Raw genomic sequence first — 13,078 nt, 5'->3', positions numbered from 1 at the left:
GGGAGGTGGGTCCAGCAGTCAGAAGCGCAGTGTTGCATCAGAAGCGCAGCGTTGCGTCAGAAGCGCAGTGTTGCGTCAGAAGCGCAGTGTTGCGTCCAGCCGAGCGCCTTCGAATGGCGGGAAAACGCGGCAGACACCGCCCACGCAACGCAGACTTCCTCGTCGCTGTCCGACGAACAGGCTCACGCTCGATGCGGAGTCGATTCGGTACGTTGCCTGACCGTTGAAGTAGAGCGTTACGTCAGGAAGCTCCTGGGGGCTTGCGGTGTCTGCGGCCGCGAAGAGTTCGTTCGAGTTGTACTCCACGCCGAACGCGAGGGAGACGTGCGGGGCCCACTCGAAGCCCGTTAGGTGCTGTCCCTCCCACCAGCCACCTTCGGGTCCTCCCAGGGTTTGCCGACGTCGACGGTGCCACCCTTGAAACTGGATGGAGTAGGGGCCGTCAATCCAGCGGACCATGTCGTAGCGCAGGTAGCCTTCTTGATAGGCGATGTCGGTCTGGTCGCCGCCAGCCGTTTGCAGATCTCGATCGGCGACGTCGTGGCGGCCGCCGAGGGTCACACTAGCCCGACTCTTGCGCTGCTGACTGGTGAACTCGCCACCAATCGCAGCGTCCATCACGCGGTTTCGTTTGCTATCGGCGATGTCGCACTGGTCGTTGCTCGCCGACTCGCTCCAGGTGTTGTAGTAGCCGAACCACGCGAACAGGTCTTCGTCCTTGCCCGCGTGGAAGTCGGTCTTCGCTCTCCCCCCGGAAACGCAAACGTTGAACGTCTCGAACTGCGTATCGTTGTAGAAGACTTCCGTCGTCGGCGGGGCGTTGTACTGCACCAGGTTGAACTCGCGCGCATGATTCAGGTCGACGTTTGCGCTGAGCGGGAAGAAGCGACGGTAGTGCTTCCCCTCCACGAGAATGGTCACTGGATCTGCGAATATGTTGAAGGAAGCGTAGAGCGCGTGCCCGGTGTCAATGTTTGCAGGGCCGTCAAGACTCTGAACCGCCGCTTCGACGTACGCCGCGCCAAAGTCACCCACCTGCGGGATGTCGAGCGACTGGGACCCGACGAAGATGGTCTTGGCAGTGCGGACCGTGTCCGCGTTGAGTGCATCCTGGCGAAACAGCACGACACCCTGGGTGCCCAACGTGAACTGATTCGGCCCAGCTTCGACCTGTGCACCGACGATCCGATCAGGTGCATAGGTGGCGGACGCAGACGGAATGAAGTCCGTCTCGACTTGTCGAGGCATGCCTGCCTCCGTAACCGTGAGGAAGCCGGGGGTCACGTCGCTGGTCACGCCGAGATAGCGACCGCTCGCCTCGTCCAAGCGGAGCGGGTTCATCTCCCCCCCGAGTAGCGTCAGCTTCATGCGCGCGTCGTCGATGTCCAGGTGACTGGTCCAGCGGACGCCGCGGATTGTGATGTCGCTCGAGAGCTCGTCCAGCTTGCGGACGCTCAGGACCAAACCGCGGCCGAACTGCGCGTAGAAGTCTCCCAAGGTGAGCTCGACGTCTCGCGACGTGTAGCCAACGTAGTATTTCGCCGGATACGTCCAGTTGATGTAGCGGTTCGAGAGTTCTCCACCCGCCTCGTAGAAGCGCTGACGGAAGTAGTCGGGCGGCGAAAGTGAACCCGGAGTGAGTGGACGGGGGCGGGCCCGCTCGAGATCTGTCGCGATTTCTACAGCGTTTGGGCTCGTATAAAACCACGCGGTGTCGAGGCGCAGGCCTAGCTGCCACTTGCCACTGGCCGCCTGCAGGTTGAGACGGTTGTAGAAAAGACCCCAGTCGTCGTTCGCTGCACGGGTGACGTCGTTGGGACGCGAGTCGCGGTTGTTTGCGTTGTAGAGGACGCTGGCGGCGTTCGTAACGTCAACCTGGACGGGTTCTTCATCCAGCGTCCCTGCTTCGAACGCCGCTGCCTCGCCGGATCCGAGCAACACCATCGCTCCCACCCCAACCATCACACTCCGGGAGCATTTTCTGGTGGGGATCACACTCCGGGAGCATTTTCTCGCGGACGCGGGTAGCGGGAACCTCGGGTGTCCAACACTCCGGGTGCTCCGGTGTCTGGTTGTCATGCTGGACGCTACCGGCCGCGGGCAGTGAGGGTTTCGTCGACGAGAGGCCAGATCACCGAGCCACCTTCGCCCGTGACTTTCTTGAGGATCTTCATCGTGCGTAGATCGATCAGCAGGTTGAGCGGTGCCGTTTCGGCACGGGCGAACGCGCCCATTTGATACTCCGGGTCGAGGAAGAACGGGAACGCCACCTCGAACTGCTCAGCCCAGATCTGGAGGTGGATCGGCTGGGCAGGCTGGCTCTGAAGGTCCTGAAAGAGCGTGCTGAATATCACCAGGCCACGCGCGCCAAACTCGGCGAGCTTCGTGTCGAGCTCTTCATGCTCAATTCGGCAAGCTTGGCACCATAGGGCGGCGGTGTTGAGGAGGAGCACCTCCGGCAGGTCAGGATCACTCTCCGGGTTGTAGAAATCCGAGAGGCTCAGCGGTGTTGCGTCCAGTTGAGCCAGGTCGTAGCCAACCGCCTTGGGATTGCTCCAGCCTGCGGAGAAGCTGAGGTTGCTGACGGTGTCCCCCTCCTCGCTTCCGTACGGTCCCGCGGGATAGGTGGTGGTCGTGCCAGTTCCGCCAGACCCGGAGAGGTATTCTTGCGGGATTTCCGGCGTGTTCGAGCCACAACCAAGTGGCGTCGCCACCGCCAGTGCGACTATCGCAATCGCGATTCTCATGGCTTCAGGCGCACGCCGATGACGCTTAGATGAGGGATGCCTTCACCGTCGTTCGTGACCACTTTGGTGCCATCCGATGAAACTTTCCCGTCAGATACCTTCGCCCAGCCCGCGTAGGGCGCCCACTCCTCCTCGATCGACACCCCGTGAACGAAGAATTCGACGTCTGCGTCCGCGGCCCAGCCTTTGCTGTTGGGAAGGCTGAGTGTGGCCGCGGGACAGAATTCAGTTTCGATCGGAGTGGTCCCGACGAGGAGCTCGAGGTTGAGGCTCGGGTCCACCGCGTCCGGCGCGTCGGCGGGGTCGAATACCACCGCGCGGAACTGTTGCTCATCCTCTGTCAAGTATGTGAGCTGGTCGATTTTGACGGCCGTGTTCTCCGCAAGCGTTAGCTCTACTTCGTTGGAAGTGACCGTCGCGCCGGAGGTCAGCGTTTGGCCTGATCCGGGAGGACCGAGCGGGACAATGGCTAGGGTCCCAAGATCGAACTGGGTTGTGCCGGACGGCAACGGGTACGCAAACTTCACGAAGTTTAGGCCCGCACCGTACTTGAATGCTGGCAGCGTCATGTCCTGCCCAGGGTTGATACCCGGAGTGCAGATCTGCCCTCCCGATTGACAGGTGACCACGGCGCCCGTCGCGTCCGTCTTGCCGTTGACGCAGAAGTCAGTTCCACAGACTTGAGCCAAGAGATCGGCAACTGGTGCGCCCTGCGGATTCACCACCTTGGCGAGGACTTGATCAACGCGCGAGGGCGTCGGGTTTGTCGCGTAGCCGGGGCCGTCTGCACACTGCGGCGTCGAGCCCCCGGAACCTCCGACTCCACCTGCGGACCCGCCGGCTCCGCCCGTGGCACCTGCTCCACCCGTGCCTCCGGAGGTGCTACCCGCCGCAGCTCCGCTCCCGCCAGAACCGCTGCTACCGCCCGAGGCTTCGTTGCCCCCGTCGCTCGAGCAACCCGCGAGGGCTCCTGCCGTAAGCCAAACCAAGATTGCGATGCGGTTCATCATTCCTCCTGTGCCGCACACTCTCCCGGAGTGCGCTCCGCTCAAACACCTTCGTCCCATACTCAACACGAGATGTTGGGTCGAGTCCCCCGGACGTCCGCCGAGAGCAAGTACCTGTCCAGTCTGACTCAACGATCGGAAAGGGCCTACGGGTAGCCAGGCCAATGGTTCGATCGCCGGGGGCTCTATCGAGGGAAAGCTGCCGGATTTCCACCGTCTACCGTTATCACAGCGCCCGTTGTCGCCTTGGCTTGGCAGAGCCAGGCGAACGCGTCCGCAACATCCGTGGCGAGTGTTTCGCGATGCAGAAGGTTCTGTTGGAAGTACTGGGCGGGGGTGAGCCCGCGCGCCGCGGCTCGCTGCTCCAGCACTCCGCCACCGAAGAGCCCCGTCCGGATGCGGTCCGCGTTCACAGCGTTTACGCGGATTCCATGCTGTCCGGCGTCGATGGCGTACTGACGCATCAGAGCCACCAACGCGCTCTTAGCGACCGCATAGGGGCCAAAGCCTGGTCCAGGTGCGAACGCAGCCTTGGACGCGTTGAACAACAAACAACCACCCGCCCCCTGTTCGATCAGCCACCGGGTAGCGGCGCTAGCCACGTTCTGATGTCCCAACAGATTCACCCGGAGTGATTTGTGAAGGTTACGGTCGCCGGTGGGCTCGTGAAGAAACCCCGTCGGAGCGAAGCCCGCGTTGCTCACCACGAAGTCGAGAGCCCCGAAGGTCTCGATGCAATGCGAAATCAGCTCCTCAGCTTGTTCCGCGAGCGTCACGTCGCACATCCATCCCGCCACCCTCTCACCGAATTCGACCCGGAGTGCGCCTAGGCATTCAGCCAGCCTCGATTCGTCGCGGTCGCTGAGCAGGACGTGACATCCCAGGAGCAGAAGGGCCCTCGCCGTCGCCTCTCCGATCCCACCAGCCGCGCCTGTCACGACGGCAACCCGGCCTCCCAGACGACCGGACGATCGCTTGCCCAGTTTTGCCTGCTCTAAGCTCCAGTACTCCAGTTCGAACAGCTCGCTCTCGGGGACTGGTTCGAACTTTGCGACCTCCACCACGCGCAATACGGTTCGCGCCGTGTGGGTATAGATGTCGGCTACAATCTTGGCATCGCGAACACTCGTGCCGATGCAGAAGGCCCCATGGCCAGGAACTAAGACTACATGGGGAGTCGCCCGGAGTCGGCGCAACTCGCGGCCGTCGACGTTTGCGTCGAAGTATCGCTTGTAGCGAAGCGCGTAGTCGCGGAGCGCGGCTTCCACCTGTGATCGAAGAGGTTTGCCTTCATCGATTGGCAGCCAGAGGGGCCACGGTTTCGTGCGAATCACGTGGTCGGGGGTGAGGGGACCGACAGTAATGCTGGGGCCCTCGGGGTGGTTTGCCAATGCTAGGGGAGCACCTTCACACAGCCAGGTACCAACTGTTGGGTAATCAGGATGCTGGCGAAGGATCTCGCCTCGGACACTCACGGAGATGCGGTTTCGCACGCTCGCACTTCCGTGTGGCACCTCCGCGCTTCTCGAGGTCCGCGCCCGCGCTTCAACTTCCAGTCGTGCTTCGGCCTTGGATATCGCTTCGATCATGCGGTCGTAGCTCGCCCGAGCGGTTTGATCCCAGGTGAAGACACCATGCTTGTCCAAAACGAGGCAGCCAGCCGCTGGCAGCCCAGGATCATCCCGGAGTGCATGGACGGCGCGGGCAAGCACGAACCCAGGCATGACGTAGGGCAACACGAGCGCTTCGGTACCCCAGACCTCCGTTGCGAGCTCGCGTCCGTTGGGTCTGTCCAGAAGGGCCAGCGCCGCATCTGCATGAGTGTGGTCGACGTACTTGCCAGGAATAAGCGCGTGGAGGAGCGCTTCCACACTCGGCGTGGGGCTATTGGCGTCGAGCATCTGCGATCTCAGCGCCTTGACCATGTCGTCGTCGGACAATTCTGCGAGTTCACAGAGTCGCAGCAGCGGCTCGAGTCGACACGCGGGAAAGCCAGTTGGCTCGATCGACGCAAGGTCCCAGCCGCTGCCCTTCACGAACAGGACTTCGCACATCCGACCGTCGACTTCCTGAGCGGTCGCTTTGACGCTGGTGTTACCGCCACCGTGAAGAACAAGATCCGGGCGACGACCGAGCAGGTGAGATGTATAAACCCTGGTAGCGAGCTCAGGTGGGCAGCCCGTGGCCGCGTAGCGCCGAATGTAGGCCGCTTCGTCGTCTGACGTCCAAAGGGATTCCATCGGCAGCATCCTGCCGAAGCAGACGTTCATCGTCACCTGCTATCTGTCGCTCGCCTTCGATAGCCACCGCCAATGACCACCTCATCGCGAAGGTTCCAGTCGGAAAGAGGTGGTCGCGCTCACCCGCGCGGAAACGAGCGAGCGCCTCGGCGTAGCGCCGGCGGAAAACGCGGTTGTCGTCCTGAATGGCTTGCAACCGATCCTCACTGGCCCCGAGTGCGGAGTAGCCCGGCTTTCGCCTGCCTTTTGCTTCGCGTCGCGCCGATCGGGACGTGGGCGGCAACCGCGTGCAAAGGCGTGGCGACCGGAACGTCCCGCCGGTTGCCGCGACCTTGCGCCTGTTGTGCTTCTCCGCGCGCGCCAACGCGAGCGACAGCTGCCGCCTTGCGACCGACTCGCCGTATGCCTCGACAAGAGCATCGGGGACTCGTGCTTCAAGTCTGGTGCGTTCGGGAAGCCGACTCGTTGGGGAGAACGTAGACGGACGAGTAACTTCTGCGGTTCTACTTCCGGAAGGGATCCAGAGCCCTGGCCACTTTGCGGCTCGCGAAACGCCGCCGGATTCAACGGGGTTCGCAAGCGTGTAGGCGATCTTCGCAAGAACCGATTCAGGCGTGAGCAGCCGTACTTGCGAGGGCCTATGCTCGAAAACTCCACCGCGCCAGTCGTACAAGGCTTGGACCAGTAGCGCTACTCCTCGGTTAAAATCTCTGAGGAAATACGGCCCTCGGGCGCGTTGGTCTCGGTATACCAGATGGAGATGGGAAGACATTACGCATGCGGCGTATAGTTGCACTCCATGCTTGTTCGCGTAGTGGCCAAGTAGGTATCGTATCCCTGCGGTAAGACGCGGGTCGGGGCGAAGCAGGAACTGGCGCTGAACGCAACGCGCGGATGCGAACACAACATCGCCTTCGCACACGATTCGGGGGGTAGTCACGCTCAGGCATCTCCAAACGACGTGCCAACCCGGTAGCATCCGATGCCAGCGCCGGTAGGGAGTATTGGTGGGTGGCCGCCAGCGGCGAAGGCCGGCGTGCGCCATGCCAGAACCACTCCTCAGTCTTCCACCCGGAGTGCTCCGTTCCGCCAGCCGCGGGTCGCCTACTCTAGGAGTGACACGACCTGCGCTCGCAGTGTCTCTTCGTCACCTGAGTTGAAGCCGACGTGGACGTACCGAACGATACCATTCCGATCGAGGATATAGCTGGTGGGCATCGTTGAGGGGTCGTACTGGCTCGCGACCTGTTGCCCCTCGTCCCAAGCGACTGGGAAGGTGACTCCCGTTTCCGCAACGAACGCAGCGATCCCATCTGATTTCTCGTCCTCGCTGATTGCAATCACCACGACGTCTTCGGGATGCTCTTTCGCTATCGCCTCGTATGCGGGGAACGACTCCTTGCAGGGCGCGCACCAGGTTGCCCAGAAATCAACGATCGTGACCTTCCCCCTGCTGGCGCCAGGGCTGAGCGACTCAGCCCCGTTGAACCGCTTCAGCTGAAATGCCGGTGCCTCGGAGCCCAGTAGAGGGTGGTCGGCAGAAGCGCTCTCAGCATCGGGGCCGCCTTTGACACAGCCGTTCGAACTGACGGCGAGGGCGGCGAGGAGGAAGAAGACCGAGTGTTTCATCTGGATAGCCTACTCCAAAGAACGACCCGGAGTGCGATTTCGGCCGAGCGCGGCGGCCGACACGACCCGGAGTGGGGTTGGCGGCGCCGAAGGACTACTTCTTCTTACCCTTCTTATCCTCGGCCTCATCAGGACACCCATCCTCGTCCTGGAATCCATTCTTCGTTTCTGGCTGATCGACGCACTCGTCTGCATTGTCCGGGATGCCATCGCCGTCGTTGTCCGGGTCGGGGCAGCCGTCCGTGTCTTGGAAGCCATCGGTGTCCTCGGGCTCGTTCGGACACTTGTCCTTGGTGTCCGGCACACCGTCGTTGTCCGTGTCAGGCACGTCTGGACAGCCGTCCTCGTCCTTGTAGCCATTCTTGGTTTCTGGCTCGTTCGGGCAGCGATCTGCGTCGTCCTTGATGCCATCCTTATCGTTGTCGTCTTCCGGACAGCCATCCGTGTCCTCGAAACCGTCCGGGTCTTCCGGTACCGTGGGGCACTTGTCTTGCGCGTCAGCGATCGTGTCTCCGTCGTTGTCTCCATCCGGACAGCCATCGGTGTCCTCTTTGCCGTCCAGGTCCTCCGGTACCGTGGGGCACTGATCATCTTCGTCTCGAATACCGTCGCCGTCCTTGTCGCTCATCTCCTGGATGAACGTGAAGCCAAGAAAGCCGCGCACCGCAGGTACGCCGATCCCCTGTATCAGCCCCGTGCCAGCGCCCGCCGAGATAGCGATGTTCGAGGAGAGCGGCGTGACCTGAATTCCGCCATCGACCTCCAACGAGTTGGTTCCGTTCTTGGCGCTGAACTTCGTACCGCCAAACCCATCCAAGATGATTCGCAGGACTGGGCTGACTTTGAAGCCTCCGGCAATTCCGTAGCGAAACTCAGGGCCAAGCTCCGTCGAGCCAACGCGACCGGTTCCCCGGTACACCGCCGCGAGGTTGCCACCGAAGGAAAAAGGACCTTCCGAGCCGTCGAAGATCCCACGAATGCCCACGGTGGGCGTGTTGTCTCCGATGTAATTTCCCTCGGCAGTAATGCTCCCCGTGTTGACTGTGCCGAAGAGCGAGGCACCCACCACAAACGGGTCCTTCACCTCCCCATATGCGCGCGCCTTGGCCTCGATTTCGAGGTCACCCATTCCCACCGCGCTCAGCCCATCATCGCTCGCGCCCCCATTGTCGCCAATGCCCTGTCCCTTAACGTAGGTGACGGGCACTCGCAGACCCAACTGGAGTCTGGGGATGGGGGTGAGGCTGCCCATGAAGTCCGCGGTGAAGAGGTTCTCCACGACCTTCACGTCGTCCTGCAACACCGCGTTGGCGGAGTCGCAGTCCGTTTCACTGCGGCAACTGCGAACCACGAAGGGTTGGTAGGCATAGTTCGCGAAGAGACCAGCGCTCCAGGCCATTTCCCCGTCGACGCGGGCTCCCCGGGTCGTGAAATAGTTTCTGGGACCCGGCGCGGGGTTGAAGCGCTGAATCGAGAATTCGCCATCCGTCGACTGTGCGTAGGCGGTGGGCGCCGATAGTACACAAGCGCCAGACATCGCTAGTGCGATGGTGACGTGGGACGCGAGCTTCAGGGACGGGGAGGTCGCGGGGGGAGCAGGGAGCAAATCACGCATGTTCTCGAGATTCCGGCCAGAGGATATGATTCTAGTTAGAGACTAGGCTAGGCCAGTCCTCCATCCGGTAGCAACGCTCTTCTGAATTCATTCACAAAGCGCCGAGGGGGCATCTCTACTCTGTCGAGCACCAAACGGGTATCGTAGGGCCGTGGCTGTCTGTGCGAGGTGCCGGAGTGTCGTGGATGCGAACGGTCAGTTCTGCCCACACTGTGGTCTCGCGCTAACCAAGCCCGACACAACTGGTCGCATCTCGAACGGCACCGAGCTCGATCTTGGATGGGCAAAGGCCATCGTTGGAGAGCGCCTCGGTGAGGGCGGAATGGGCGTCGTGCATCGGGGCTGGCTCTACTACAACCCCGACGGTCCGCAGGGAGGGGCTCACCCTCATCCGGTCGCTGTCAAAGCACTCCATCCCATGCTGCGCGGCCGAGAGCGGCCCCGGCAGCTTTTCCTCGGGGAGGCGATGGCACTCGAGCGCCTCAACCACCCGAACATCGTCCACTTCTTCGGACTCGTTGATGACGGGCAGCAGTTGGCGATCGTGATCGAACTCGTGGAAGGCCAGGCGCTGAGCGAGATCATCGCACGACGCCTGCTGAAGGAGCGCAACTCGAGGCTGCCGTGCCTGCCGTTCGCTCGAGCGTGGCATTACTTCTCGCAGTTGCTCGGCGCGCTTGCGAGCATCCACGCACTGGGGATCATCCACCGCGACGTCAAACCCGCAAACGTGCTCATCCGCCGCGACGGGATGGTCAAGTTGACGGACTTTGGGATCGCTCGCGTGCCGGCTGATGAAGCCAGGAAGACCGGTGGGATGGCACCAGGAACCGGGGCGTATATGTCGCCGGAGCAGGTCACAGCCGGGGATATTGACGCGCGGAGCGACCTCTACAGTGCGGGCATCGTGCTCTACGAAATGTTGACGGGCACCACTCCCTTCGATCGGCCCGAGCGAAACGAGATCATGATCCGAACGGCCCAGCTCGAAGAAACACCCGCCCCGGTCAGCCATCACGTCGCATCGGCCCCACCGGTCCTGGATGTGCTGATGGCCCGCGCCCTGGCCAAGGACAAGGCGTTGAGATTCGCGTCTGCGATTGAACTCGGCGAGGCGTTTCGGGAGGCACTTGGGCTGGACAGCGCAGGGTGGGAGGTTCAGCAGGACTTCGCTCGCCACGCACGCGCGCTCAGCAAGCAGCTGGAAGCGACGCCTCCTCCGAGCAAGGAGTCAGCGGGCAAGTTGGGAGGCCCCATGGGTACTCAGCCGCTCCCCAAGATGGGTGGAGCCGAGGGTGAGGAACTCCGGACTGCAATGTTCGCCGCGTACGGCTCAGGCGAGAGCTCTCGGGGGGAAAAGCCCCCAGAACCCCCAGAATAGCGGCCCGCCAGACGACCCGGAGTGCACTTCTGCGAGCAGAAGTGGGCGCCAAGGTACTCCCCCACCAACCCGGAGTGCTCCGGTGCGGGATGCGCGTTGACACTCCGAAGCCGCGCGTGCAATAGCCACGTCCACCTTTTTTCCTGGAGATCCGCGTTGATGCACGCCCCGACGCACAGAGTTTCTCGGTTCGGCAAAGCTTCGCTTCTTAGCCTCGTCGCAGCCCTCGGCTGGTTCGCTTTGGACGCGGCGATGCTGCCGGCCGTTGCTACTGCGCAGCCCAAGCCGCCAACTGCCGGCGCCACCGACGGCGACGAAGATGATGCGGATGAAACGGATCCCAAAGCGGACGCCGACGATGCCGACGAGGGGGATGACGTTGGCGACGACGGCGATGCGCAACCCGGGCAAGACGCTCCCGCTGCACCTGCCCCATCGCCGCTATCGGTGTTCCCACGCCCGCAAGGTGACGCGAGCGCGCTTCGCGCCCAGGGCTCCCAGCGTCCCACCGCCAAGACGAAGCCGAAGGCTTCCGCAGGGCCTGACGGAGAGGAAGTCTACGCGGAAGATTGGTGGTCTCACGCGCGTCCCGTCTTGGAGCTACACGGCTACTACCGTTTGCGCGCGGAACTGTTCCACAACTTCAGCCTGGGTCGAATCGATCAACCTAACTTTGCGATGTGGCCGATGCCCATCGACAACCACTACGTCACAACGTCGAACGAGTATGGTCCGGCGCTCTGTACAGCAGAGGAATCGCCGGAGAGTTCCGGCGGGACAAGTACCGACGCGACGTACCCCTGCAAAAACAAGACGCAGGCCGGAGCAAACATGAGGTTCAGGTTGAACCCTGAGCTTCACATCTCGGACAACCTGCGGATCATGAGCCAGGTTGATCTTCTCGATAACCTCGTTCTCGGCTCTACGCCCAACGGCTACGCCGTCGACTCCACCGGCGGCGTGTACCAGCGCAGCGGATACGCTCCTCTCGGAGCGTTCGACAACACACAGGAGCCGCCGTCAGCAGGGGTAAACAGCCTCCGCGATTCCATCCGCGTGAAGCGCGTTTGGGGCGAGTACCTCACCCCCGTGGGCATGTTGCGTTTTGGGCGGATGCCCAGCCAATGGGGTCTAGGGATCTCGGCCAACGCTGGCGACGGGTACGACGATGACTATCAGTCCACGTCTGACCGCATCATGTTCCTCACGGGTCTGAAGTCGATCGACCTGTATCTGGCTGGCGCTTGGGACTTTACGAACGAAGGTGCAACGAGCGAGACGCTCGGCAACCCGGAGGGGCAGCCCTACGATCTGGGGCAGCTCGACGACGTGGATCAGTACGTGTTCGTCCTGGTGCGCAAGACGAATCCGGAACTTCAGAAGTTGCAGCTCGCTCAGGGCAAGTTGGTTCTCAACGGTGGTGCCTACGTGGTTCACCGGCGTCAGGTGCTAGCGAACGACCTGTCTGGAACGACGCCCAACGTAAACGCGCTGGACCGCTCCGCGGATGAACGCGCCAACAGCGGATTCGTCCGTCGAGGCGCGGTGACCTGGATCCCCGACTTTTGGGTACAGCTGCTCTACAAGAAGTTCCGATTCGAGGGCGAACTCGTAACCATCCAAGGTGACATCGACAGCAATCAAGCCGCCGATGGTGGCTCCGCCCAGAGCATCAACATGTGGGGCCTGGCGACCGAACTCGAGCAGAAACTGGTCGAGGATCGCTTGCGACTGCAGTTCAAGTTTGGTTGGGCGAGTGGCGATCCGGACGTGAAGGGCATCAGTCCAATCGCGAAGGGCCTCCAGCCCCAATTCGGCGACGACACGATCAGCACGTTTCGCTTCCACCCCAACTACAAGATCGACCTGATCCTGAACCGCAACATCCTGAGTCGGGTTCAGGGGAGCTACTACTTCCGCCCAAGCGTGGACTACGACTTCATGCGCAAGCCGAGCGGCCAAAAGCTTGGCGGCGGGGCAGCCGTCATCTGGACGCGTGCCAGCGAGTTCGTGCAGACGCCGGGCCACGCTCGAGATCTCGGGGTCGAGCTCGATCTGAAGCTCTACTTCCAGTCCAAGGACGGTGCGCTCAACGACGATCCGGACAAGATGGGTGGCTTCTACACCATGCTCGAGTGGGGCGTTCTGTTCCCGCTCGCCGGACTCGGCTATCAGGAACTCGAGGCGGACACGCTGCGCGACAGTCTGCAGAACTCGGGCGCGGCTGATACGAGCACGGCGCAGGCCCTTCGCTGGTACATGGGCATCATGTTCTGAGGCTCGATCGTCCAGCCCGCTGAAGGTCCCGGAGTGCAGAGTGCTTCGGGACTTTCTGCATTTGGGGCTCCCTATTTACGCACGGAAATGGGTGAGGTCGTGTAGGTCTTGGGGGGCCGAACGACTCCGATTGGCTCCGGATCCCAGTGTACGAGAGTAGTGCAGCTGTGGGAGAAACTTGA

At 62.2% G+C, this 13,078-nt stretch carries 8 protein-coding genes; 2 read left to right on the top strand and 6 right to left on the bottom strand.

The genetic code is table 11. The features are described 5' to 3' along the window. Window positions 1–75 precede the first annotated feature (75 nt). From H6718_02115 to H6718_02090, 6 genes are all read right to left on the bottom strand, one after another. Window positions 76–1,962: a hypothetical protein gene (locus H6718_02115; GenBank protein MCB9584158.1), complete on the bottom strand. Its 1,887-nt coding sequence runs from the start codon at window positions 1,960–1,962 to the stop codon at window positions 76–78. A gap of 125 nt (window positions 1,963–2,087) precedes the next feature. Further along, complete coding sequence (locus H6718_02110) at window positions 2,088–2,747, bottom strand: redoxin domain-containing protein (protein ID MCB9584157.1); 660 nt, start codon at window positions 2,745–2,747, stop codon at window positions 2,088–2,090. After that, entirely contained in the window at window positions 2,744–3,754 is a 1,011-nt protein-coding gene (locus H6718_02105) for a hypothetical protein (protein MCB9584156.1), read from the bottom strand. The genes H6718_02110 and H6718_02105 overlap by 4 nt, the downstream gene beginning before the upstream one ends. A gap of 185 nt (window positions 3,755–3,939) precedes the next feature. Continuing rightward, complete coding sequence (locus H6718_02100) at window positions 3,940–5,994, bottom strand: bifunctional aldolase/short-chain dehydrogenase (GenBank protein MCB9584155.1); 2,055 nt, start codon at window positions 5,992–5,994, stop codon at window positions 3,940–3,942. Between the two features lie 1,104 nt (window positions 5,995–7,098). Then, complete coding sequence (locus H6718_02095; protein MCB9584154.1) at window positions 7,099–7,623, bottom strand: TlpA family protein disulfide reductase; 525 nt, start codon at window positions 7,621–7,623, stop codon at window positions 7,099–7,101. A gap of 94 nt (window positions 7,624–7,717) precedes the next feature. After that, window positions 7,718–9,238 carry a thrombospondin type 3 repeat-containing protein gene (locus tag H6718_02090; GenBank protein ID MCB9584153.1) on the bottom strand — a complete coding sequence of 507 codons (1,521 nt, stop codon included), beginning with the start codon at window positions 9,236–9,238 and terminating at the stop codon, window positions 7,718–7,720. A 151-nt stretch (window positions 9,239–9,389) separates the two neighbouring features. Here H6718_02090 and H6718_02085 point away from each other — a divergent pair, with 151 nt between their 5' ends. Continuing rightward, window positions 9,390–10,619 (top strand): protein kinase, encoded by a 1,230-nt coding sequence (locus tag H6718_02085; GenBank protein ID MCB9584152.1) that lies wholly within the window; start codon window positions 9,390–9,392, stop codon window positions 10,617–10,619. 159 nt (window positions 10,620–10,778) lie between these two features. Beyond that, complete coding sequence (locus H6718_02080; GenBank protein MCB9584151.1) at window positions 10,779–12,896, top strand: TIGR04551 family protein; 2,118 nt, start codon at window positions 10,779–10,781, stop codon at window positions 12,894–12,896. Window positions 12,897–13,078: the final 182 nt, after the last annotated feature.

The sequence above is a fragment of the Polyangiaceae bacterium genome, from assembly GCA_020633205.1.
Taxonomy (GTDB): Bacteria; Myxococcota_A; Polyangia; order Polyangiales; family Polyangiaceae; genus JAHBVY01.
Note: the sequence above shows the minus strand (reverse complement) of the source record. Positions and strands in the feature narration are given on the sequence as shown.